The sequence below is a fragment of the Pseudomonas sp. JV414 genome (assembly GCF_032424305.1).
GTDB lineage: Bacteria > Pseudomonadota > Gammaproteobacteria > Pseudomonadales > Pseudomonadaceae > Aquipseudomonas > Aquipseudomonas lini.
In genome coordinates this window covers 61,016-84,981 of the sequence record NZ_VYKC01000022.1, presented here as the reverse complement: position 1 = coordinate 84,981, position 23,966 = coordinate 61,016, and the positions used below count along the sequence as shown (strand labels likewise).

The following is a 23,966-nucleotide window of genomic DNA, read 5'->3' as shown; positions in this document are numbered from 1 at the left end:
ACTTTGGCGCAAATCCTGTGGTCATAGCCTGCGAACTTCATCCGGCACCTTCCTCTAAGGGATCTAGTCATGCTCCGTTCCTTGCGCTGCGCCGCCCTGTTTGGCGGCTTGTTTTTAAGTGCGTCCGCACTGGCGGCCGACATTGATGCCGCCAGTTACGGCTACCCCCTGACCAACCCGTTCGAGGCGACCATCGCCACGACACCGCCGGAGTTACGCCCGGAATTGCCGCTGGACGACGACATCAATCAGGAGGATCGCAGCGTCACGTTGCGCCCTGAGCGTGAGTTCAGCCTGCCGGACAACTTCTGGCCGGTAAAGAAGCTCACCTACCGCATCGCCACGCAAGATCAAGCGGCACCGTTGATCTTCCTGATCTCCGGCACGGGTGCACGCTATGACAGCACCCTCAACGAGTACCTGAAAAAGCTCTACTACAAAGCCGGCTATCACGTGGTGCAGCTGTCGTCGCCGACCAGCTTCGACTTCATGACCGCCGCTTCGCGTTTCGCCACCCCCGGCGTGACCAAGGAAGATGCCGAAGACATGTACCGGGTGATGCAGGCCGTGCGGGCGCAAAACCCGAAACTGCCGGTCACCGACTATTTTCTGAGCGGCTACAGCCTCGGCGCTCTGGATGCGGCCTTTGTGGCGCACCTGGATGAAACCCGTCGCAGCTTCAATTTCAAGAAAGTCTTGTTGCTCAACCCGCCGGTCAACCTTTACACCTCGATCACCAACCTGGACAAGCTGGTTCAAACAGAGGTGAAGGGCATCAACAACAGCACCACCTTTTATGAGCTGGTGCTGGACAAACTGACCCGTTACTTCCAGCAGAAGGGCTACATCGACCTCAACGATGCCCTGCTCTATGACTTCCAGCAGTCCAAGCAGCACTTGAGCAACGAACAGATGGCCATGCTGATTGGCACTTCGTTCCGTTTCTCGGCGGCCGACATTGCCTTTACTTCGGACCTGATCAACCGCCGGGGCCTGATCACGCCACCGAAATACCCGATCACCGAAGGCACCACCCTCACGCCGTTCCTCAAACGTGCGCTGCAATGCGACTTCGACTGCTACCTGACCGAACAGGTCATTCCGATGTGGCGCGCCCGCACCGACGGCGGCAGCCTGCTGCAACTGATCGATCAGGTCAGCCTGTATGCACTCAAGGACTACCTGCACGACAGCCCGAAAATCGCCGTCATGCACAACGCCGACGACGTGATCCTCGGCCCGGGCGACCTGGGGTTCCTGCGCAGGACCTTCGGCGACCGTTTGACTGTTTATCCATTGGGCGGCCACTGCGGCAACCTCAACTATCGCGTCAACAGCGACGCCATGCTGGAGTTTTTCCGTGGCTAAATACCCCCTGCTGATCGCAGCGTTACTCTGTGCTGGCGTCGCCAACGCCGACAACAGCAAAGCCAATGCACCTGTGGTGGTCGATAGTGACGGCTTCAAGGAACCGCTGAGCAAACTCAAATTCAACCCGGGGCTGGATCAGCGTGAGTTCGAACGCTCGACGCTCAACGCGCTGAATGTCTACGACCCGCTGGAAGAGTGGAACCGCCGCGTCTACCACTTCAACTACCGTTTCGACCAATGGGTGTTCCTGCCCGTGGTCAACGGCTATCGCTACATCACCCCAAGCTTCCTGCGCACCGGCGTCAGTAACTTCTTCAACAACGTCGGCGATGTACCGAACCTGATGAACAGCCTGCTGCAATTCAAGGGGCAGCGTTCGATGGAAACCACCGCGCGCCTCCTGCTCAACACCACCATCGGTGTCGCCGGCCTGTGGGATCCGGCCTCCTCCATGGGGCTGCCGCGCCAGAGCGAAGACTTCGGCCAGACCCTGGGTTTCTACGGCGTACCGGGCGGCGCCTACTTCGTGCTGCCGATCCTCGGTCCGTCGAACCTGCGTGACACCGCGGGCCTGGCGGTCGATTACACGGCCGAATCGGCAATCAACTTCCTGAACGTTGCCGAGGTCAGCTCCAACCACCCGGAAGTCTTGGCACTGCGCGTCATCGACAAGCGCTATCAGAACAGCTTCCGCTACGGCCAGCTGAACACGCCGTTCGAGTACGAAAAAGTGCGTTACGTGTACACCGAGTCACGCAAGCTGCAGGTCGCCGAGTAATTCCGACGGCAACAAAAAAGGCCATTCGATTTGCGTCGAATGGCCTTTTTTATATTCTTGCCACACCACAATCCACTGTGGGAGCGGGCTTGCTCGCGAAAGCGGTGTGTCAGTCAACATTGATATTGGATGTGCTGGCCTCTTCGCGAGCAAGCCCGCTCCCACAGTTGACCGTGTTGCCAAGCGTCAGCCTTTGACTGTTTTCCAGATTTTGCTCACGAGCATCACCCCAACCAACACCGCCGCACCCGCCACAATCCCGGCCACCGCATTCAGCAACGTCGGTACGATAAACCCAGCCCCACCAGCACCCGCGCTGACACTCTCGATCCAGTGATGAATCACCGGCACGCCGTGGGTCAAAATCCCGCCGCCGACCAAAAACATCGCCGCGGTACCGATCACCGACAGGCTTTTCATCATGTACGGTGCCGCACGCAGAATCCCGCCGCCGATGCTTTTGGCCATCTGGCCGGGCTTCAGGGCCAGCCACTGACCGAGGTCGTCGAGTTTGACGATGCCGGCCACCAGGCCGTAGACGCCGATGGTCATGACGATGGCGATGCCCGAGAGCACGATCACTTGCTGGGTCAGCGAGGCCTCAGCCACGGTGCCCAGGGTGATGGCGATGATTTCCGCCGAGAGGATGAAGTCGGTACGGATCGCACCTTTGATCTTGTCCTTCTCGAACGCCACCAGATCGACCGCCGGGTTGGCCACGGCCTCGACCAGCTCTGCGTGTTCGGCCTGATCTTCAGCTTTGCTGTGCAGGAATTTGTGCGCGAGTTTCTCGAAACCTTCAAAGCACAGGTAAGCGCCACCGACCATCAACAATGGCGTGACCAGCCACGGAATGAACGCACTAATGGCCAACGCCGACGGTACCAGGATCAGCTTGTTGAGGAACGAGCCCTTGGCTACCGCCCATACCACCGGGATTTCCCGCTCGGCACGCACCCCGGAAACCTGCTGGGCGTTGAGCGCCAGATCGTCGCCAAGCACGCCGGCGGTTTTCTTCGCGGCCATTTTGGTCATCAACGCCACATCGTCCAGTACGGTGGCGATGTCGTCGATCAGCACCAGCAAACTGCTTCCTGCCATGAATCAGGTTTCCTTCTTGAATGAATGGTGCGCAGCATAGCGCGACCCGAGGCTACTCGGGGCATTCTTGAGCGCCGCGCGAGGCCGGTGCTACCATGCGCAACCGCCAGAACAGGCAAGGAACTCCTTGGTTTATGAGCACCATCCGCGAGCGCAACAAAGAACTGATCCTGCGTGCCGCCAGTGAAGAATTTGCCGACAAGGGCTTCGCTGCGACCAAAACCAGTGACATCGCGGCCAAGGCCGGGCTGCCCAAGCCTAACGTCTACTACTACTTCAAATCCAAGGAAAATCTCTACCGCGAGGTCCTGGAAAGCATTATCGAGCCGATCCTGCAGGCCTCGACGCCGTTCAACGCCGACGGCGTGCCCAGCGAAGTGCTGAGCGGCTACATTCGCTCGAAAATCCGCATCTCCCGTGACCTGCCCTTCGCCTCCAAGGTGTTCGCCAGCGAAATCATGCACGGCGCCCCGCACCTGAGCCCCGACCTGGTCGAGCAGCTCAACGGCCAGGCCAGGCACAACATCGACTGCATCCAGACCTGGATCGACCGCGGCCAGATCGCCCCGATCGACCCCAACCACCTGATGTTCAGCATCTGGGCCGCAACCCAGACCTACGCCGACTTCGACTGGCAGATCTCTGCGGTTACCGGCAAGGCCAAGCTGGATGAGGTCGACTATGAAGCGGCGGCGCAGACGATTATCCGGTTGGTGCTTAAGGGGTGTGAGTTGGACCGGTAGACCGAGTGACCCCAATCGCGGGCAAGCCCGCTCCCACAGGTTCGGTGGTGTACACAAAATATGTGAACACCCTCAATCCTTGTGGGACCGGTAGACCGCGATGAAGGCGACTCGATCTGAAGTCTTAAAGCCAGATAGCATCCCACAACGGATAGTCGCCAAGCCGCTCTACAAGACCTGCCCGCAATGGATTGGCCACTACATACCGTGCCATTTTCACCAAGTCTTCTTCTCGCCTCAATGCCCGGTCGTGATAGCCCTGCTGCCAAAGTGGTCCATTCCTGTTACTGGAAAGATTCACCTCCCGCGTAATCAGTGACTTGGTTTGACGCATCAGATTACTGAGCGAACACTTCTCCAATTTGACCAGCCAATGGAAGTGATCAGGCATAACGACCCATGCCAGTGAGTTCACTAATCCTGTGTTTTGTGCTTGGCGAAATTGATGAACGACCAATCTTCCCAATGCGAAATCCGCAAATACCGGCTCGCGATCAAGTGTATTGGTAGTCAGTAAGTAGATTCGATTGGGTTCGGCATAGCGCCCCGTTCGTAGGCGATGTGAAGCAGGAAGATCAGGCAATCCGTTGCCCCTTCATGATGGATTCATCAGAAGACTAGACGTCAGCGGCCCATAGATCGCGACAGTCCGTTATCCAGATGTGTCCATGAGGCCGCCATCGCGGGCAAGCCCGCTCCCACAAGGATCGAAGGTATTCAAAAATTTTGTGTCCACCTACAAGGATCGAGGCTGTTCACAAATTTTGTGTTCACCAGCAGGAACCTGTGGGAGCGGGCTTGCCCGCGATGACATTCGATCAGACGCTGAAAATCAACCAGCCACCCCCGCATCCGCCCTCAACCCCTGCGTCTCGATCGCCCTGATCGCACATTGCTCATCAACATCAGACAAATCACCGCTGATGCCCACCGCTCCCAACACACTCCCATCCTGATCCCGAATCAAAACACCGCCCGGTACCGGGACGACGCTGCCCTGCCCCAGGCTATTCAGCGCGGCGAAGAAGGCCGGGCGTTGTTGGGCGTCTTGGGCCAGCAGGCGTGAGCCCTTGCCCAGGGCGATCGCGCCCCAGGCTTTGCCGATGGCGATCTGCGGGCGCAACAGGCTCGCGCCGTCTTCGCGTTGCAGCGTTATCAAGTGCCCGCCGGCGTCCAGCACGGCAACGGTCAAGGGCGCGGCAGAGATTGCACGGCCCGCGGAGATGGCCTGATTGGCCAGGTTGACTGCAACGTTCAAGGTTAAAGCGCTCATGGTGCCGTCCTCATTTTGTTATTGGGAAAGCCGTTGGATTGCTTTCTGTTGCGCAATCCGATGCAACAAATAGAACACAATGAACTATTTTTTGTATACAATAATTATCGAAAAGCGCCACATGCGACGAAAAGCCACAGTCTTTCGGGCTTCCGACGAATGAAACAGCTGCTTGAGAAAATGGATTGACCTGCGCCGTCCGCCGTGAATACACTCTGCGCAAAGCCACTTGTATACAATTACAAAACGTAAGAGGCACCAAAACCATGAGCAAAATGAGAGCAATCGAAGCCGCCGTTCTGGTGATGCGCCGTGAAGGGGTTGATACCGCTTTTGGCATCCCGGGCGCCGCGATCAACCCGCTGTACTCCGCCTTGCAGAAAGTCGGTGGCATCGATCACGTCCTCGCTCGCCACGTTGAAGGCGCCTCGCACATGGCCGAGGGCTACACCCGCACCAAGGCCGGCAACATCGGCGTGTGCATCGGCACCTCCGGCCCGGCCGGCACCGACATGGTCACCGGGCTCTACAGCGCCTCGGCCGACTCGATCCCGATCCTGTGCATCACCGGCCAGGCACCGCGAGCCCGGATGCACAAGGAAGACTTCCAGGCCGTCGATATCACCAGCATAGTCAAGCCGGTCACCAAGTGGTCGACCACCGTTATGGAACCAGGCCAAGTGCCTTACGCGTTCCAGAAAGCCTTCTATGAAATGCGCTCCGGCCGCCCAGGCCCAGTGCTGATTGACCTGCCGTTCGACGTGCAGATGGCTGAAATCGAATTCGACATCGACGCCTATGAGCCGCTGCCGCTGGCCAAGCCGACCGCTAACCGCGTGCAAATCGAGAAGGCCCTGGCCATGCTTGATCAGGCGGAGCGCCCACTGTTGGTGGCCGGTGGCGGCATCATCAATGCCGACGCCAGCGAGTTGCTGGTGGAGTTTGCTGAGCTGACCGGCATTCCAGTGATCCCGACCCTGATGGGCTGGGGCACCATCCCGGACGATCACCCGCTGATGGTTGGCATGGTCGGTCTGCAAACCTCGCACCGTTACGGCAACGCCACGATGTTGAAGTCGGACGTGGTGCTGGGCGTCGGTAACCGTTGGGCTAACCGTCACACCGGTTCGGTCGACGTTTACACCGAAGGCCGCAAGTTCATTCACGTCGACATTGAGCCGACTCAGATCGGCCGCGTGTTCACCCCGGACCTGGGCATCGTGTCCGACGCCGCTGCCGCGTTGACCGTGTTCATCGAAGTCGCTCGCGAGTGGCAAGCCGCCGGCAAGCTGAAAAACCGCAGCGCCTGGCTGCAAGACTGCCAGCAACGCAAAGCCAGCCTGCAGCGCAAGACTCACTTCGACAACGTACCGGTCAAACCGCAACGTGTTTACGAAGAGATGAACCAGGTGTTCGGTAAAGACACCTGCTACGTCAGCACTATCGGTCTGTCGCAGATTGCCGGCGCACAGTTCCTGCACGTCTACAAACCGCGTCACTGGATCAACTGCGGTCAGGCTGGCCCGCTGGGCTGGACCATTCCGGCAGCACTCGGCGTGGTCAAGGCTGATCCGACCCGCAAGGTAGTGGCGCTCTCGGGCGACTACGACTTCCAGTTCATGATCGAAGAACTGGCGGTGGGCGCGCAGTTCAAGCTGCCGTACATCCACGTTGTCGTGAACAACTCGTACCTGGGGCTGATCCGTCAGGCCCAGCGCGGTTTCGAAATGGACTACTGCGTACAGCTGTCCTTCGACAACCTCAACGCTCCGGAACTCAACGGTTACGGTGTCGACCACGTCGCTGTCGCCGAAGGCCTGGGTTGCAAGGCGCTGCGGGTATTCGAACCGGATCAGATCCAGCCTGCCCTGCGCAAGGCTCAGGAACTGATCGAGGAGTTCAAGGTACCGGTGATCGTCGAGATCATTCTGGAGCGCGTGACCAACATTTCCATGGGCACCGAGATCAACGCCGTCAACGAATTCGAAGACCTGGCGCTGGTGGGCAACGATGCGCCAACGGCGATTTCGTTGCTCGATTGATGATCGTTCCCCATGTGGGAGCGGGCTTGCTCGCGAAGGCGGCGGCACAACCAACATTGATGTCGCCTGACACACCGCTTTCGCGAGCAAGCCCGCTCCCACAGGGGACTGCACAAATTTACGGGAGACCACCATGCCGCGTTTCGCAGCCAACCTGTCCATGCTGTTCACCGAGCAGGATTTTCTTGCCCGTTTCGACGCTGCCGCCAAGGCCGGCTTCAGTGGTGTCGAATACCTGTTTCCCTACGACTTCAGCTCCGCCGAAATCAAGGCCAAGCTCGATGCCAATGGCTTGACCCAAGTGCTGTTCAACCTGCCGGCCGGTGACTGGGCCAAGGGCGAGCGCGGTATTGCGTGCTTGCCGGATCGGGTCGAAGAATTCCGCGCCGGTGTCGATCTGGCCATCGCTTACGCGAAAGTGCTGGGCAATACCCAGATCAACTGCCTGGCCGGTATTCGTCCACAAGGTGTCGACGATGCCACCGTGGAAAAGACCTTTGTCGCCAACCTCAAGTACGCGGCCGACAAGCTGCAAGCGGTGGGCATCAAACTGGTGATGGAAGCGATCAACACCCGCGACATCCCAGGCTTCTACCTGAACAACACGGCGCAAGCCCTGTCGATTCGCGAGCAGGTCGGCAGCGCCAACCTGTTCCTGCAATACGACATCTATCACATGCAAATCATGGAGGGCGACCTGGCCCGGACCATGGCTGCGCACTTGGGCGAGATCAACCACATCCAGTTGGCCGACAACCCAGGGCGCAACGAACCGGGCACCGGTGAAATCAATTACCGCTTCCTGTTCGAACACCTGGACCGCATCGGTTATCAAGGTTGGGTTGGCTGTGAATACAAGCCGCTGACCACAACCGAAGCGGGTCTTGGCTGGTTGAAAACCCATAACGCGATTTGACGCAAAACCTGTGGGAGCGGGCTTGCTCGCGAAAGCGGTGTAACAGTCACATAGATGTTGAATGTTATGACCTCTTCGCGAGCAAGCCCGCTCCCACCAAAAGCGCTGCCCTATTTGCTTGAAGCAGCTACAAAAACAAGAGGATTTTCTCATGGCTAAAATCGGATTTATCGGCACCGGCATCATGGGCCACCCAATGGCGTTGAACCTGCAGAAAGCCGGTCACAGCCTGTTCCTGTCGGCGCACCACGACCCAGCCCCTGCCGATCTGGTCGCCGCTGGCGCCATCGCCCTGGCAAACCCGAAAGAAGTGGCCCAGGAAGCCGAATTCATCATCGTCATGGTCCCGGATACCCCGCAGGTCGATGACGTGCTGTTCCGCGCCGACGGCGTTGCAGCGGGCGTGAGCAAGGGCAAAATCGTGATCGACATGAGCTCGATCTCGCCGACCGCCACCAAAGCCTTCGCTGCCAAGATCAACGAGAAAGGCGCTCAATACCTCGACGCGCCGGTTTCCGGCGGTGAAGTCGGTGCCAAGGCTGCGACCTTGAGCATCATGGTCGGTGGCGATGCCGATGCGTTCGAACGCGCCCTGCCGCTGTTCCAGGCCATGGGCAAGAACATCACCCTGGTCGGTGGCAACGGCGACGGTCAAACCGCGAAAGTGGCGAACCAAATCATCGTCGCCCTGAACATCCAGGCTGTGGCCGAAGCGCTGCTGTTCGCCTCGAAAAACGGTGCCGATCCAGCCAAGGTGCGTGAAGCGCTGATGGGCGGTTTCGCATCATCGAAGATCCTTGAGGTTCACGGCGAACGCATGATCAAGGGCACCTTCGATCCGGGTTTCCGCATCAGCCTGCACCAGAAGGATCTGAATCTGGCCCTGGCCGGCGCTCGCGAACTGGGCATCAACCTGCCGAACACCGCCAATACCCAGCAAGTGTTCAGCACCTGCGCGGCTATCGGTGGCAGCAACTGGGACCACTCGGCGCTGATCAAAGGCCTGGAACACATGGCGAACTTCTCGATTCGCGATAAATAACACCGATCTGAAACTGGCTCGGTTCCTGTGGGAGCTGGCTTGCCTGCGATGGCATCGACTCGGTCTACCTGAAAGACCGCGTCGCCTGAATCGCAGGCAAGCCAGCTCCCACAGGACCGCGTCGCAACACCTGCTTTCGCTTTATCCCAATAACAAGAATTCCGGGAGCCCGCCATGTCGGTCGATCCGCAACAACTGCTGCGCGAGCTGTTTGCCACAGCCATCGACGCGGCCCATCCGCAGCAAGTTCTCGAAGCCCATTTGCCCAAAGATCGCAGCGGTCGGGTGATCGTCATCGGCGCCGGTAAAGCCGCAGCCGCCATGGCCCAGGTGGTCGAGCGCTGCTGGCAGGGCGAAGTGTCCGGCCTGGTGGTGACCCGTTACGGCCACGGCGCCCCATGCGAAAAAATCGAAGTGGTCGAAGCCGCTCACCCGGTACCGGATGCTGCCGGTCTGGCTGTCGCGAAACGGGTGCTGGAACTGGTCAGCGACCTGAGCGAAGACGACCGCGTGATCTTCCTGCTGTCTGGCGGTGGCTCTGCCCTGCTCGCCTTGCCTGCCGCCGGCATCACCCTGGCCGACAAGCAATCAATCAACAAAGCCCTGCTCAAATCCGGCGCGACCATCGGCGAGATGAATTGCGTGCGCAAGCACCTCTCGGCGATCAAGGGCGGTCGTCTGGGCAAAGCCTGCTGGCCGGCCACGGTTTATACCTATGCGATTTCCGATGTACCGGGCGACCTCGCCACGGTCATCGCGTCCGGCCCCACCGTGGCCGACCCGAGCACCTCGGCCGAAGCGCTGGCGATCCTCAAACGTTATGGCATCGAAATCCCGGCCTCGGTGCGCAACTGGCTGCAAAGCCCGGAATCGGAAACGGTCAAACCCGGCGATCCGAGCCTGGCCCACAGTCATTTCCAGTTGATCGCCCGCCCACAGCAATCGCTGGAAGCGGCAGCGGTGAAAGCCCGTCAGGCCGGTTTCAGCCCGTTGATTCTCGGCGATCTGGAAGGCGAATCCCGGGACGTGGCGAAGGTCCACGCCGGTATTGCGCGGCAGATCGTCCAGCACGGCCAGCCGCTGGCAGCGCCGTGCGTGATTCTGTCCGGCGGCGAAACCACCGTCACCGTGCGCGGCAATGGCCGTGGCGGGCGCAACGCCGAATTCCTGCTGAGCCTCACCGACAGCCTCAAAGGCCTGCCCGGCGTCTATGCGCTGGCCGGTGACACCGACGGGATCGACGGCTCCGAAGACAACGCCGGCGCCATCATGACCCCCGGCAGTTACGCCCGCGCCGCCGCCCTCGGCCTGAGCGCCAGCGATGAGTTGGACAACAACAATGGCTACGGCTATTTCGCCGCGCTGGATGCGCTGATCGTCACCGAGCCGACCCGCACCAACGTCAACGACTTCCGCGCCATTCTGATTCTCGAGAGCCCTAAACATGACGCCTAATAAGAAGGTCAAAATCCTCGCCACCCTTGGTCCGGCCACCAACGGAATCGACGACATCCGTGAGCTGGTGCAGGCCGGGGTCAATATCTTTCGCCTGAACTTCAGCCACGGCGATCACGCCGACCACGCCCAGCGTTATCAGTGGATTCGTGAAGTCGAGCGCCAGCTGAATTACCCGCTGGGAATTCTGATGGACCTGCAAGGCCCGAAATTGCGGGTCGGCAAATTCGCCCAAGGCAAAGTGCAGCTGTATCGCGGTCAGGCCTTGCGTCTGGACCTGGACCCGACGCCGGGCGATGAGCGCCGGGTCAACCTGCCTCACCCGGAAATCATCGCAGCGCTGGAGCCCGGCATGGACCTGCTGCTGGACGACGGCAAGCTGCGCCTGCGAGTGGTGACCAAATACGCCGACGCCATCGACACCACGGTGCTCAATGGCGGCGAGCTGTCGGATCGCAAAGGCGTCAACGTGCCGCAAGCGGTGCTGGATCTGAGCCCGTTGACTGCCAAGGATCGTCGCGACTTGAGCTTCGGTCTGGAGCTGGGGGTGGATTGGGTTGCGCTGTCGTTCGTGCAACGCCCGGAAGACATTCGCGAAGCTCGCGCACTGATCGGCGACAAGGCGTATTTGATGGCGAAGATCGAGAAGCCATCGGCCGTGACTCAACTGCGGGAAATCGCCGAATTGAGCGATGCGATCATGGTCGCTCGCGGTGACCTGGGCGTGGAAGTTCCGGCCGAAAGCGTGCCGCAGATTCAGAAAAACATCATCAGTACCTGCCGCCAACTCGGCAAACCGGTGGTGGTGGCGACGCAGATGCTGGAGTCGATGCGCTTCTCCCCCGCCCCGACCCGCGCCGAAGTCACTGACGTCGCCAACGCGGTGGCCGAAGGTGCGGATGCGGTGATGTTGTCGGCGGAAACCGCGTCCGGCGAATACCCGCTGGAAGCCGTGCAGATGATGAGCAAGATCATCCGTCAGGTGGAAAACGGCCCGGACTATCAGGCCCAACTGGACGTAAGCCGACCGAAAGCCGAGGCCACGGTGTCGGACGCGATCAGCTGCGCGATTCGCCGTATCAGCAATGTGCTGCCGGTGGCGGTGCTGGTGAACTACAGCGAGTCTGGCACGTCGAGTCTGCGGGCGGCGCGGGAACGGCCGACGGTGCCGATCCTCAACCTGACGCCGAATTTGCAAACAGCGCGGCGTTTGACGGTGGCGTGGGGCGTGCATTCGGTGGTCAACGATCGGCTGCGCCAGGTGGATGAAGTGTGCTCGACGGCGTTGGAGATTGCCCAGGCACAGGGGATGGCTCAGCGGGGGGATACGTTGTTGATCACGGCGGGTGTGCCATTTGGGCAGCCGGGGTCGACCAATTCGTTGCGCATTGAGACATTGATTTAAAGACAGCTTTTGTGGCGAGGAGGCTTGCCCCCGTTCGGCTGCGTAGCAGTCGTAGATTCGGTATGACGGTTTCGATAAAAAACCGCATTCGCTGATTTGGGGCCGCTCCGCAGCCCAACGGGGGCAAGCCCCCTCGCCACATGATTTAGCGTCTGTACCGGCCTCTTCGCGGGCAAGCCTCGCTCCTACAGGGACAGCGCATTCCTGTAGGAGCGAGGCTTGCCCGCGAAGAACGATTACACGGTTCCTCTGACACACAGACCTCATCATGCCCGCCAACCACTTCAACACCCACTGCCCCGACTGGGCCACTGCCCTGCTCAACGGCTTCAGCCAGATTTTTCTCCAGCGCCATCCGCTGTGCGGTTTGCTGTGTCTGTTGGCGATTCTGTTCAGCGCGCCGGCCTTGCTCGGCGGTGCGTTGCTGGGAGGGGTCGCCGGGTTGCTCACCGCGCAACGTCGTGGGTACACCAAGGCTGATCGTCAGGCCGGGCTGTTCAGCTACAACGGTATTCTGCTCGGCCTGCTGCTGAGCCTTTATTTCCCATGGTCAGCGCTGTTGCCACCGCTGATCATTGCCGCTGGGGGCCTGAGCGCGATGCTCACTCAGCAATGGCTCAAGCATTCGCGCGATCATCATTGCCTTCCCGCCTATACCGCGCCCTTCGTCGGGATGAGTTGGTTGTTGCTGTCGTTTGCCGCACCCCAGCAACCCGCCCCGCTGATCGAAATGACCACACTCAACCTGCTCGCCGCGTCATTGAAGGGACTCGGTCAGGTGCTATTTCTCGGTCATCCGCTGGCCGGTGCTCTGATTGCCACGGGTTTGCTGATCGCTGACCGTCGCGCCTTCCTCTGGGCGCTGCTCGGCTCCGTTGCCGGCCTCGGACTCGCCCTACTGCAGCACGAAACATTAACCGCCCTGCAGGGTTTGAGCGGTTACAACGCCGTGCTCGCCGCCCTCGCCTTCAGCCAGAATCGTCGCCAGCCTTGGCTGCCATTGTTGGCAATCCTGCTGGCGGTGTTGCTCACACCGGGGTTCGCCGCACTCGGCCTGGCCACGTTGACCGCGCCTTTCATCCTCGCCTGCTGGCTGATTCGCGCAGGCATTCGGGTGCTGCGTCAGGCCGCCATAGACAGCGCGCCTTGCACTACCGGGGAGAATCACCCTAGGCTGCGCTGATTCTTGGTTCAGGCGTTTTCCATGGACAGCAATAAAAACTGGCGTGAAGACCTTTACGTCATCATCTTCCAATCCGATACCCCGGCCGGTCGCCGCTTCGACAGCATTCTGCTGTTGATCATCCTCGCCAGCCTGGTGATCGTGATTCTGGACAGTATCGACAGCGTTCACCAGAACTACGCCGACATACTGGCGTACATTGAATGGGGCTTCACCGTCGTTTTCGCCATCGAGTACGGCCTGCGCCTGTACTGCTCGCCCAAGCCGTTGCGCTACGCATTCAGCTTCTATGGGCTGGTGGATTTACTGGCGATCGTGCCCGGTATTCTCGCGCTGTATTACAGCGATGCGCAGTACCTGCTGATTATCCGGATCATTCGGATGCTGCGGATTTTCCGCGTGCTCAAGCTCAGCCCGTATCTGAAGCAAGCCAACTATTTGATGACGGCGCTGCGCGGCAGCAAGCAGAAAATCGTGGTGTTTCTGCTCAGCGTCAGCACCCTGGTGACGGTGTTCGGCACTCTGATGTACGTGATCGAAGGCCCGGAACACGGCTTCACCAGCATCCCCAAAGGCATCTATTGGGCTATCGTCACGCTGACCACCGTGGGCTTTGGCGACATCGTGCCCAAGACGCCGTTGGGTCAGGTGATTTCGTCGCTGGTGATGATCACCGGTTACTCGATCATCGCCGTCCCGACGGGGATTTTTACCGCGGAACTGGCCAATGCCATGCGCGGTGAACAACTGCAACACGATTGCCCGACCTGCAAGAAAAACAGTCATGAACACGGCGCAGCATTTTGCTCCCGTTGCGGCAATGCCCTGTTCAAAAAACTGGAATAAGCAAAGTGCTTTTTAATCTTTAAAGGACTATGCGAGCCCGGCTATAGTCGCTGGCAAATTGCCAACACTCTCCATAGAACATGTTTGATCAAACAAGGAATGCGCAGTGAAAAAACTCTTTGGCGCCTCACTTCTGGCCGCTGGCCTGGCCTTGGGTAGCGTGGCTCAGGCTGCACCGACCCTGCTTAACGTTTCCTACGACGTGATGCGAGATTTCTACAAGGACTACAACGCTGCCTTCCAGAAACACTGGCAAGCCGAGCACAACGAAAACATCACGCTGCAGATGTCCTTCGGTGGTTCCAGCAAACAGGCGCGTTCGGTAATTGATGGCCTGCCGGCTGATGTCATTACCATGAACATGGCCACCGACATCAACGCCCTCGCGGACAACGGCAAACTGGTTCCGGACAACTGGGTCACGCGCCTGCCAAACAACAGCGCGCCGTTCACCTCGGCCACCGTGTTCATCGTGCGCAAAGGCAACCCGAAAGCCCTGAAAGACTGGCCTGACCTGCTCAAGGACGGCGTGCAAGTGATCGTCCCCAACCCGAAAACCTCGGGCAACGGCCGCTACACCTACCTCTCGGCCTGGGGCTATGTGCTGAAAAATGGCGGTGACGAAAGCACGGCAAAAGCCTTCGTCGGCAAACTGTTCAAACAAGCACCGGTGCTGGATACCGGCGGCCGTGCAGCGACCACCACGTTCATGACGAACCAGATCGGCGACGTGCTGGTGACCTTCGAAAACGAAGCGGAAATGATTGCGCGTGAGTTTGGTCGTGATCAGTTTGAAGTGATCTACCCAAGCGTTTCCGCTGAAGCTGAACCGCCAGTGTCCGTGGTCGACAAAGTGGTCGAGAAGAAAGGCACTCGCGCTGCCGCTGAGGAATATTTGAAGTACCTGTGGTCGCCGCAAGGTCAGGAAATTGCAGCTGCCAACTACCTGCGTCCACGCGATCCGGCGATATTGGCCAAGTACACCGATCGCTTCCCGAAGGTTGATTTCCTCTCGGTGGAGAAGACCTTTGGTGACTGGCGCACGGTGCAGAAGACTCACTTCAATGATGGTGGGGTTTTTGATCAGATTTACAGCGGTCAGTAATTCCTGAGCTGCAATGAAAAAGGCGACCTGCGAAGGTCGCCTTTTTTTGTGAGCGCTGGACTGCGATCTAGCGTAGGAGCTGCCGCAGGCTGCGATCTTTTGATCTTGATCTTCAGTGCTTCGAAAAGGATCAGGATCAAAAGATCGCAGCCTTCGGCAGCTCCTACAGGGGTTGCGTGATGCCATTACATCGTCGGTGTGACACCCTCCTCCTTGGCGAGAGAAAACATAAGCACGCTATCGAACAAGATGTAAGTGTATGTATCATCGGGCGCAACGATCGGGACCGCCGGTGCAAAGGTTCAAATGAACGGCCTCTCTCAATCATGCCTCAGAAGCATGATTACTATCACTCTATTCCCTCTTCCGCCGCTCTAGCCCGCCGATTAGCCTTCCCTGCATTCCTTTCTTGTTCAGCGAGACACGTTATGAACCCAGTGACTCAGGTGCCCCTCGGTGCCGCGACAATGACCCGAGGCATGGTGCTGCTCTTCGCCTTCTGCTGCGGCGCCATCGTGGCCAACATTTACTACGCCCAGCCGATCATCGGCCTGATCGCGCCGGACATCGGCCTGACCGACACCATGGCCAGCCTGATCGTTTCGCTGACGCAGATTGGTTATGCGCTGGGTCTGTTCTTCCTGGTGCCATTGGGTGATCTGCTGGAAAACCGCCGCTTGATGATCATCACCACCGTGGTGGCGATTGCCAGTTTGCTCGGGGCGGCGTTCACCGATCAGCCGAACGTATTTCTGCTGATCTCGTTGCTGGTGGGGTTCAGCTCGGTATCGGTGCAGATCCTGATTCCACTGGCCGCCCACCTGGCGCCGGAAGAATCGCGTGGCCGCGTGGTCGGCGGCATCATGGGTGGTTTGCTGCTGGGGATTCTGCTGGCTCGACCGGTGTCCAGCGTAGTAGCCGACCACTTCGGCTGGCGCGCGATGTTCGTCATCGCCGCAGTATTGATGGCGGCGATCAGCATCGTTCTGGCCCTGACCATCCCCAAGCGCCAACCTGATCACAACGCTTCTTATGGCCAGTTGTTGGGTTCGCTCTGGACGCTGTTGCGTCAGCAGCCGGTGTTGCGTCAACGGGCGTTTTATCAAGCCTGCATGTTCGCCACCTTCAGCCTGTTCTGGACTGCAGTACCGCTGGAACTGTCGCGTAATCATGGCTTGTCGCAAACCCAGATCGCGATCTTCGCCCTGGTCGGCGCCATCGGCGCGATTGCTGCACCCATCGCCGGTCGACTGGCCGATGCCGGCCATACCCGCATCGCCTCGCTGCTGGCCCTGCTATTCGCCAGCCTGAGCTTCCTGCCCGCCTTCATCCACCCGGCCTACAGCGTTATCGGCCTGGCGGTGACGGGGATCGTGCTGGATTTCTGCGTGCAAATGACCATGGTCCTCGGCCAACGAGCGGTCTATACCCTCGACGCTAAAAGCCGCGGCCGTCTGAATGCGCTGTACATGACGAGCATTTTTATCGGCGGTGCGTTTGGTTCTTCGGTGGCCAGCGCGGTGTATGAGCATGGCGGCTGGTTGTGGGTCGTGATTGTGGGTAGTGCGTTTCCGTTGTTGGCGTTGTTGCGGTTTTTGAGTGCTTCGCAGAGGCATTCGTTGGCGACGGCTTAAAGACCTAAAAGCTTCGCGGGCAAGCCTCGCTCCTGCAGGGTTGGTGTAAGACCTGTAGGAGCGAGGCTTGCCCGCGAAGGCGATTCGACTGATACCACTCAGGGCCGAACCAGTTTCTCCATTGCTGCATCCGCGAGAAAGGAGGAGCGGCTTTTGACATTGTGCTCTCGCACATAACGGTCAATGCGCTGGATCACGTAGCCAGGCAGCGTCACGTTGACCTTCTCGGTCTTGCCCAGATACGGCGAGATGTCGAGTTCCAGCATCCCCCAACCCATCTCGGCAAATTCCGGATTCTCGCGGTGCGCCGCCGCTGAGGTCGGCATCGGAATTGACTCCCCGTCTGCCATGATCTCCTGCAGCATGATGTGGGCAATTTCGACCGCCGCGTTGTAAGCATCTTCAAACGTATCCCCGGCCGTAACGGCACCCGGAATATCGGGGATCTGAATACCGATGGCGGTGTTCTCGTCGCCCCACTCGATACAGATTGGGTATTGCATTATGGATCTCCTGCCAAACTGACTTCCGGGTAATAAAGCCCGGCTCGCCTCCTGATGCTTTTAACCGTCCCGACCGGCAAATCCTTCTTCGGATGAGGGACGGGTATCGTGTAAGGGTTGTAACGGTGAGTGAAGATGTGATGACTGCCGGTGACCCGGTCCAGTGCCCAGCCCGCCTCTATCAGTTCCTTGATCAATAACCTGCTCTGCACCACCAGCCTCCTTGCTCCGGCCCAAACAAAAATAACCCTAGAGTTACTTTTACTCAAGCACAAAAATCCGGATCACGACGCTCGGTTGTTTTACAGGGTGTTGATTTGAATTCCTGGCACTGCAGTTGAATCGCTCAATCAAGATCAAAAGATCGCAGGCTTCGCCAGCTCCTACATTAACCGCGTACACCCGCCGTTCATCGTCGTACGCGATCCTGTAGGAGCTGGCGAAGCCTGCGATCTTTTCAGCCCCCAAAAAGCAAAACGGCGATCCTCAGATCGCCGTTTCCATTCACTGCCCGAATTGCCTGCCCAACCCACTCGGCACGCCATGGATATTCGTCTCTTCCCACGGCCCGTTGGGGCTGATCGAGCGGCTCCAGCCGTTGTTCCAGCGGTAGTAGGTGCGTTGGCGGTAGAAGGTGTTGGTCTGATCATCGAGGACGTAAACGCCGAGTTTCGCGTCCCAATGGCTATTGCCCCCCGGTGGCGGGGCAAAGCTGGCGGAGGTGCGTGGCATCGGCTTGGAGGGTTTGACCGGGGTACTCGGTTTGCTCGGTACCGTCGGCGGAGCCGGCTTGGTACTCGGTTGCGAAGGCGGGATTGGCGGCAGCCGTGTGGGCTCGGGCTGCTGGACCGCACAGGCGCTTAACCCCAAAACCATACTGAGGAGAGTGATACGAGCGATGGCGGTCATGGTGGTGCTTCCTGTTATTTATCCGGGCTGTCGATGATCAGTTTTTGTTGCGCAGTGGTGCTGGTGGCCAAGGGTTGGCTGCGACCGATCCATTCGCCGGCAGTCGGTTGGCCGGCGCGGGAGATGCGCGCAACCAGTTGGACTTCAGGGAAGTTCGACAGTTTCAACTGCGGCATCATCGCATCGGCATCACCCAGTTCGACGGTTGCCGGCAAGTCGGCGACGGTCAGACGCTTGGCGGCCAGCGGTGCGGGCGGGCCGGAGATGGCGCGGGCGAAGATAAACACGCTGTCACCCGGCTGGACCTTGGCTTTGAGCTCTGGCGCCAGATCGACATGCACTTTGAGCAGTGCTGCAGCTTTGGCCGCAGGCGCCTGGGCAACCTTGCCACCGCTGGCTTCGAGCTTCTCGGCGGCCCGAGTAATGCCGCCTTGCAGCGCGATGCGGGATTTATCATCCGACGGCAGTTGCGCCAGCAGGCGATTCCAGTAGTCGATGGCGTCCTGGTAACGCTCACTTTCAAAGGCCGCGATGCCCAGCAGACCGAGGCTGGTGACTTCTTTCGGGTCAGCTTTCAGCGCTTCGTCGGTCAGGGCCTGGACCTTATCCGACCACTTCTTGCCGTCGGCGAAATATTGCGCCTGGGCCCATTGCCCGAGCAGTTCCGGCTGACGACCAGCCAGGGCCACGGTGCGTTCGAAGATCTTCGCCGCGTCGCCCGGACGGTCCTGAGCCATGTAGGTGCGGCCGAGGAAGTACAGGCCTTCGGCCGAATCCGGTTGGGCGGCAACCGCACGTTCCAGGCGACGGGTCATCTCTTCCATCGACTGCGGAGCCTGGGCGAATTCGCGGGTCAGCTCGACTTTATCGCTGGCGCCGAAATGCAGGTACAGCCCAAGGCCCAGCACTGGCACCAGAATCGCCGCCAGCAATGGCAATGGCTTGCCCAGACGCGACACTTGCGGCGCCTCGACGCCTTCGGTGTCGGCGAGCAGTTCACGGGCGGCTTCGGCGCGGCCGGTGTCCATTTGTTCGGCGTTGAGCACGCCCTCTTCCTGCTGAGTCTGCAACTCAGCCACGCGCTCCTGATAAAGCGCAACGTTCAATGCCGTGCGGTCCTCCTCAAGCTGAGCGCGGCGACCACGCAGAACGGGGATCAGCAGAAAACTCAGGGCAACCAGGAGCAGCAGGCCTGCAGCGAGCCAGAAATCAATCATTCTTGGTTTTATCCAACAGGTGGTCGAGGCGCTCGCGCTCCTCGGCAGAAAGCGTGTCCGGGCTGTCAGTGCGTTGCACGCGACGACGGCGGACGATCACGGCGATGACCACAAAACCGCCCAGCAGCAGGCCGGCGGGGCCGAACCAGAGCAGTGCGGTTTTGGCGTTGAGAGCAGGTTTGTAGCGGACGAAATCACCGTAGCGGTCGACCATGAAATCGATGATTTGCTGGTTGTCCTTGCCCTCGCCGAGCATGCGGAAAATCTCTTTGCGCAGGTCGGCGGCGATCGGTGCGTTGGAATCGGCGATGTCCTGATTCTGGCACTTGGGGCAACGCAGCTCTTTGGTCAGCTCACGAAAACGCTCACGGTCGCCTTCTTTGGCGAACTCATAGGTGTCGATGGCCGCGTGGGCCACACCAGCCATGCTCAACCCCAGCACGGCGGCGGCAATCCAGCGCTTCATGGTTTGGCCTCATCGACCAGCGCCTGATACTTGGCCGCCAGTTTTTCACGCCAGACTTGTTCGTCAATCACGCCGACGAATTTGTCGCGGATGATACCCTTGGCGTCGATGAAGAAGGTTTCCGGAGCGCCGTATACGCCGAGGTTCAGGCCCAGGGTGCCGGCATCGTCACGGATGTCCAGTTGATACGGGTTGTGGAACTCGGCCAGCCACTTCAAGGCATCGGCGTTGACGTCCTTGTAGTTGACGCCGTAGATCACCACGCCCTGCCCGGCCAGTTTGTTCAGCACCGGGTGCTCGACCCGGCAGGAAATGCACCAGGTGCCCCAGACGTTGACCAATGCCGGTTTACCCAGAAGGTCCGCTTTGGTCAGGGTTTTGTCACCCTGCACCGACGGCAACGAAAACTCCGGGAACGGTTTGTTGATCATTGCCGAAGGCAGCTCGGCCGGGTTCAGGTACAGACCCCGATACAGAAAAACAGCGACCACCAGAAAAATCGCCAGTGGCAACAGCATCAACCAACGTCTCATGCGGTGGCTCCCGTCATGCCGAGCGCTTCACGCACGCGGCTTTTCACCTTGACCCGATAACGGCGATCCAGCGCCGCCAGCAACCCGCCGAGACCGGTGAGCAACCCACCAAACCAGATCCAGCGCACGAACGGTTTGACGTGCACGCGGACCGCCCAGGCGCCCTCGCCCAGCGGTTCGCCCAGTGCGACGTAAAGATCACGGGTGAAACCGGCGTCGATCCCGGCTTCGGTCATCACCGAGTTCTGCACGGTGTACAGGCGTTTTTCCGGGTGCAGCACGCTGATTTCCTTGCCATCGCGGATCACCCGGATGGTGCCCTTGTCGGACGTGAAGTTCGGCCCTTCGAAGTGTTTGGCGCCTTCGAACACAAATTGATAACCGGCCAGGCTCATGGACTCACCCGGCGCCAGGCGCAGATCACGCTCGGCACTGTTCTGGCTCGACAACACGACACCCAGCGCGCACACGGCAATGCCCAAATGCGCGACTTGCATGCCCCAATAGCTGCGGGTCAGGGTTGGCAGACCTTTGATCAGGCCTTTGTGACGGGTCTTGTCGAAGATATCCCGCACACCGGCCAGCAATACCCAGGCAGCCAGCATGAAGGTCGCCAGCACCGCCCAGTTGAAATCGCCGTAAGCGACGCCGGCCACCACGGCCAGCGCAGCGCTGCCAAGCAGCACCGGGGTCAACATGCTTACGAGCCATTTGACCGGGGTGTCTTTCCAGCGCACCAGCATGCCGACCGCCATCACCACCATCAGCAACGCCATCAACGGAATGAACAGCGCGTTGAAGTACGGTGGGCCCACCGACAGCTTGGCGCCGGTCATCGCGTCGAGGATCAATGGATACAAGGTGCCGAGCAGGATCATCGAAGCGGCCACCACCAGCACCAGGTTATTGCCCAGCAGCAGGGTTTCCCGGGACCAGAGGTTGAAGCCGACGTGGCTCTTGACCACCGGAGCGCGCAGAGCGAACAGCGTCAGCGAACCACCGACCACAAACAGCAGGAAGATCAGGATGAACACGCCGCGTTCAGGATCCGACGCAAAGGCGTGAACTGAAGTCAGCACACCGGAACGCACGAGGAAGGTCCCGAGCAAACTCAACGAGAACGCGGCGATAGCCAACAACACCGTCCAGCTCTTGAACACGCCGCGTTTTTCCGTGACCGCCAACGAGTGAATCAGTGCCGTGCCCACCAGCCAAGGCATGAAGGATGCGTTTTCGACCGGATCCCAGAACCACCAACCGCCCCAGCCGAGTTCGTAATAGGCCCACCAGGAGCCCAACGTAATACCGATACCGAGGAAGGCCCAGGCGACGATGGTCCACGGACGCGACCAACGCGCCCACGCCGCATCAAGACGACCGCCCAGCAGTGCGGCGATAGCAAAAGCGAAGGCCACGGAGAAACCGACATAGCCCATGTACAGCATCGGCGGGTGAACGATCAGGCCGATGTCTTGCAGCAGTGGGTTGAGGTCGCGCCCATCCGTCGGCATCTGCGGCAGGATTCGGGCGAACGGATTGGACGTCAGGATCAGGAACAGCAGGAAGCCGGTGCTGATCATGCCCATCACTGCCAATACGCGAGCCAGCATCACTTGCGGCAATTGCCGGGAGAACACCGACACCGCGAAGGTCCAACCGCCGAGGATCAGCGCCCACAGCAGCAACGAACCTTCATGCGCGCCCCAGACGGCGCTGAATTTGTAGTACCACGGCAAGGCGCTGTTGGAGTTGCTGGCCACGTAAGCGACGGAGAAGTCGTCCGCCATGAACGCGTAAGTCAGGCAACCGAACGCGAACAGCAGAAACGCGAACTGCCCCCACGCGGCCGGCTGGGCCAGGCTCATCCACAAACGATCGCCCCGCCAGGCACCGAGCAATGGCACCACGGCCTGCACCAGCGCGAAACACAGCGCGAGGATCATGGCCAGGTGGCCCAGCTCTGGTATAAAAAGCACAGGGATAAAGATTCCGGACGTCATCGATCAACCCTCCTTCGCGGGCGTTGGAGCAGATTGACCGCTGTCTTTCAGAGCCTTGGTCACTTCCGGCGGCATGTACTTTTCATCGTGCTTGGCCAGCACTTCGTCGGCCACCACCACGCCGTCAGCGTTGAGTTTGCCGAGAGCAACGATGCCCTGCCCTTCGCGGAACAGATCCGGCAGGATGCCGCGATAACTGATGGTCACGGATTTGTTGAAGTCGGTGACGATGAATTTCACGTCCAGGGAATCGCCGGAACGTTGCAGCGAACCTTTCTCGACCATGCCGCCCGCACGAATGCGCGTGTCTTGCGGCGCTTCGCCGTTGGCGATCTGGGTCGGGGTGTAAAACAGATTGATGTTCTGCTTCAAGGCGCTCAAGGCCAGGCCGACGGCAGCGCCGACACCGACCAGGATCGCGAAAATGATGATAAGACGCTTTTTACGCAGGGGATTCACTTGCCGTTCTCCCGGCGCAGACGACGCGCCTCTTGTTGCAGATACCGCTTGCGGGCCAGGATCGGCGCCGCCACGTTGAGGGCCAGCACCGCAAGGCTTATGCCATAGGCTGACCAGACATACAGGCCGTGATGGCCCATGGCGAGAAAGTCGCCGAATGAAGCGAAACTCATCGAGCGACCTCCAGACTGTTCTGCACTTCGGTTTTCACCCAGCTCGCCCGGGCTTCGCGCTTGAGCACTTCAAGGCGCATGCGCAGCAACAGCACCGCGCCGAAGAAACAGTAGAAGCCCAGCGCTGTCAGCAGCAGTGGCAGCCACATCTCGGCGGGCATCGCCGGTTTTTCGGTGAGGGTGAAGGTCGCGCCCTGGTGCAGGGTGTTCCACCACTCCACCGAGTATTTGATGATCGGGATGTTGATCACGCCGACGATCGCCAACACCGCACAGGCTTTGGCCGCACTGTCACGATTGCTGATGGCGTTGCCTAGCGCAATAAGACCGAAGTACAGAAACAGCAGAATAAGCATGGACGTAAGTCGCGCATCCCAGACCCACCACGAACCCCAGGTCGGTTTGCCCCAGATCGCGCCGGTGACCAGCGCCACGGCGGTCATCCAGGCACCGATCGGCGCGGCGCATTGCAGGGCGACGTCGGCCAGCTTCATCTTCCAGACCAGCCCGACGATGCCGCACACGGCCAGCATCACGTAGATGGACTGCGCCAACATGGCGGCCGGGACGTGGATATAGATGATCCGAAAGCTGTTGCCTTGCTGGTAGTCCGGCGGCGCGAAGGCCAACCCCCAAACCACACCGATGCTGATCAGCAGCAACGCCGCGACGCTCAGCCATGGCAACAGTTTGCCACTGATACCGTAAAACCATTTGGGTGAGCCGAGCTTATGAAACCAGGTCCAGTTCATTGCTGTTTCCATCACGGTTGCTGTTCGTCATCACGAGCAGCGAAGGGTCTTTACTGATCA

Annotated in this window: 25 protein-coding genes; 12 read left to right on the top strand and 13 right to left on the bottom strand. The window is 59.6% G+C overall.

All coding sequences use genetic code 11. The features are described 5' to 3' along the window. The first annotated feature begins 69 nt into the window (after positions 1-69). Positions 70-1,368, top strand: coding sequence for a serine/threonine protein kinase (locus tag F6R97_RS24340; RefSeq protein ID WP_038979671.1), 1,299 nt, complete (start codon positions 70-72; stop codon positions 1,366-1,368). Further along, on the top strand, positions 1,361-2,149 hold the full coding sequence (locus F6R97_RS24335; RefSeq protein ID WP_038979669.1) for a VacJ family lipoprotein: 789 nt from the start codon (positions 1,361-1,363) through the stop codon (positions 2,147-2,149). The genes F6R97_RS24340 and F6R97_RS24335 overlap by 8 nt, the downstream gene beginning before the upstream one ends. A gap of 186 nt (positions 2,150-2,335) precedes the next feature. On the opposite strand, the gene F6R97_RS24330 is transcribed toward F6R97_RS24335, so the two are convergent. Further along, complete coding sequence (locus F6R97_RS24330; protein ID WP_038979667.1) at positions 2,336-3,250, bottom strand: DUF808 domain-containing protein; 915 nt, start codon at positions 3,248-3,250, stop codon at positions 2,336-2,338. Positions 3,251-3,384: 134 nt separating this feature from the next. Between F6R97_RS24330 and F6R97_RS24325 the strand changes: the two genes are divergently transcribed. Then, positions 3,385-3,993 (top strand): TetR/AcrR family transcriptional regulator, encoded by a 609-nt coding sequence (locus tag F6R97_RS24325; protein ID WP_050683319.1) that lies wholly within the window; start codon positions 3,385-3,387, stop codon positions 3,991-3,993. Between the two features lie 124 nt (positions 3,994-4,117). Here F6R97_RS24325 and F6R97_RS24320 read toward each other — a convergent pair whose 3' ends face one another. Together F6R97_RS24320 and F6R97_RS24315 are read right to left on the bottom strand one after the other, a co-directional pair. Continuing rightward, positions 4,118-4,576, bottom strand: coding sequence for an REP-associated tyrosine transposase (locus F6R97_RS24320; protein ID WP_315867215.1), 459 nt, complete (start codon positions 4,574-4,576; stop codon positions 4,118-4,120). Between the two features lie 249 nt (positions 4,577-4,825). Then, positions 4,826-5,266: a heme-binding protein gene (locus tag F6R97_RS24315; RefSeq protein WP_315867214.1), complete on the bottom strand. Its 441-nt coding sequence runs from the start codon at positions 5,264-5,266 to the stop codon at positions 4,826-4,828. A 266-nt stretch (positions 5,267-5,532) separates the two neighbouring features. Here F6R97_RS24315 and gcl point away from each other — a divergent pair, with 266 nt between their 5' ends. From gcl to F6R97_RS24270, 9 genes are all read left to right on the top strand, one after another. Then, positions 5,533-7,308 carry a glyoxylate carboligase gene (gene gcl / locus F6R97_RS24310; protein ID WP_038979660.1) on the top strand — a complete coding sequence of 592 codons (1,776 nt, stop codon included), beginning with the start codon at positions 5,533-5,535 and terminating at the stop codon, positions 7,306-7,308. A 133-nt stretch (positions 7,309-7,441) separates the two neighbouring features. Continuing rightward, positions 7,442-8,224, top strand: a complete 783-nt coding sequence (hyi, locus tag F6R97_RS24305; protein ID WP_008014978.1) for a hydroxypyruvate isomerase — start codon at positions 7,442-7,444, stop codon at positions 8,222-8,224. Positions 8,225-8,375: 151 nt separating this feature from the next. Beyond that, positions 8,376-9,266, top strand: coding sequence for a 2-hydroxy-3-oxopropionate reductase (locus F6R97_RS24300; RefSeq protein WP_048394334.1), 891 nt, complete (start codon positions 8,376-8,378; stop codon positions 9,264-9,266). Between the two features lie 174 nt (positions 9,267-9,440). Continuing rightward, a complete protein-coding gene (locus F6R97_RS24295) occupies positions 9,441-10,721 on the top strand; it encodes a glycerate kinase (protein ID WP_315867213.1) in 1,281 nt (426 codons plus the stop codon). After that, complete coding sequence (pyk, locus tag F6R97_RS24290; RefSeq protein ID WP_048394330.1) at positions 10,711-12,126, top strand: pyruvate kinase; 1,416 nt, start codon at positions 10,711-10,713, stop codon at positions 12,124-12,126. Before F6R97_RS24295 ends, pyk begins: the two co-directional genes overlap by 11 nt. Before the next feature lie 268 nt (positions 12,127-12,394). After that, entirely contained in the window at positions 12,395-13,309 is a 915-nt protein-coding gene (locus tag F6R97_RS24285; RefSeq protein WP_038979652.1) for an urea transporter, read from the top strand. 21 nt (positions 13,310-13,330) lie between these two features. Then, the gene (locus F6R97_RS24280) at positions 13,331-14,155 is read left to right on the top strand and encodes an ion transporter (protein WP_038979650.1); all 825 of its coding nucleotides are present in this window, start codon (positions 13,331-13,333) and stop codon (positions 14,153-14,155) included. Between the two features lie 106 nt (positions 14,156-14,261). Continuing rightward, positions 14,262-15,260: a sulfate ABC transporter substrate-binding protein gene (locus tag F6R97_RS24275; protein WP_038979648.1), complete on the top strand. Its 999-nt coding sequence runs from the start codon at positions 14,262-14,264 to the stop codon at positions 15,258-15,260. A gap of 428 nt (positions 15,261-15,688) precedes the next feature. Beyond that, the gene (locus tag F6R97_RS24270; protein WP_038979646.1) at positions 15,689-16,894 is read left to right on the top strand and encodes an MFS transporter; all 1,206 of its coding nucleotides are present in this window, start codon (positions 15,689-15,691) and stop codon (positions 16,892-16,894) included. A 98-nt stretch (positions 16,895-16,992) separates the two neighbouring features. Here F6R97_RS24270 and F6R97_RS24265 read toward each other — a convergent pair whose 3' ends face one another. From F6R97_RS24265 to F6R97_RS24220, 10 genes are all read right to left on the bottom strand, one after another. Continuing rightward, positions 16,993-17,397 carry a type II toxin-antitoxin system HicB family antitoxin gene (locus F6R97_RS24265; RefSeq protein WP_048394326.1) on the bottom strand — a complete coding sequence of 135 codons (405 nt, stop codon included), beginning with the start codon at positions 17,395-17,397 and terminating at the stop codon, positions 16,993-16,995. After that, complete coding sequence (locus F6R97_RS24260; protein ID WP_315867212.1) at positions 17,397-17,609, bottom strand: type II toxin-antitoxin system HicA family toxin; 213 nt, start codon at positions 17,607-17,609, stop codon at positions 17,397-17,399. Before F6R97_RS24260 ends, F6R97_RS24265 begins: the two co-directional genes overlap by 1 nt. A gap of 292 nt (positions 17,610-17,901) precedes the next feature. Beyond that, positions 17,902-18,306, bottom strand: coding sequence for a hypothetical protein (locus F6R97_RS24255; RefSeq protein ID WP_038979641.1), 405 nt, complete (start codon positions 18,304-18,306; stop codon positions 17,902-17,904). Positions 18,307-18,320: 14 nt separating this feature from the next. Continuing rightward, positions 18,321-19,523, bottom strand: coding sequence for a c-type cytochrome biogenesis protein CcmI (ccmI, locus tag F6R97_RS24250; protein ID WP_038979639.1), 1,203 nt, complete (start codon positions 19,521-19,523; stop codon positions 18,321-18,323). Beyond that, positions 19,516-19,989, bottom strand: a complete 474-nt coding sequence (locus F6R97_RS24245) for a cytochrome c-type biogenesis protein (protein ID WP_038979637.1) — start codon at positions 19,987-19,989, stop codon at positions 19,516-19,518. The genes ccmI and F6R97_RS24245 overlap by 8 nt, the downstream gene beginning before the upstream one ends. Beyond that, positions 19,986-20,522 (bottom strand): DsbE family thiol:disulfide interchange protein, encoded by a 537-nt coding sequence (locus F6R97_RS24240; RefSeq protein ID WP_038979635.1) that lies wholly within the window; start codon positions 20,520-20,522, stop codon positions 19,986-19,988. The genes F6R97_RS24245 and F6R97_RS24240 overlap by 4 nt, the downstream gene beginning before the upstream one ends. Then, positions 20,519-22,522, bottom strand: a complete 2,004-nt coding sequence (locus tag F6R97_RS24235) for a heme lyase CcmF/NrfE family subunit (RefSeq protein ID WP_315867211.1) — start codon at positions 22,520-22,522, stop codon at positions 20,519-20,521. The genes F6R97_RS24240 and F6R97_RS24235 overlap by 4 nt, the downstream gene beginning before the upstream one ends. Positions 22,523-22,525: 3 nt before the next feature. Then, a complete protein-coding gene (ccmE, locus tag F6R97_RS24230) occupies positions 22,526-22,981 on the bottom strand; it encodes a cytochrome c maturation protein CcmE (RefSeq protein WP_038979631.1) in 456 nt (151 codons plus the stop codon). Then, positions 22,978-23,154, bottom strand: coding sequence for a heme exporter protein CcmD (gene ccmD, locus F6R97_RS24225; protein ID WP_007894243.1), 177 nt, complete (start codon positions 23,152-23,154; stop codon positions 22,978-22,980). Before ccmD ends, ccmE begins: the two co-directional genes overlap by 4 nt. Further along, on the bottom strand, positions 23,151-23,906 hold the full coding sequence (locus F6R97_RS24220) for a heme ABC transporter permease (RefSeq protein ID WP_123720715.1): 756 nt from the start codon (positions 23,904-23,906) through the stop codon (positions 23,151-23,153). The genes ccmD and F6R97_RS24220 overlap by 4 nt, the downstream gene beginning before the upstream one ends. Positions 23,907-23,966: the final 60 nt, after the last annotated feature.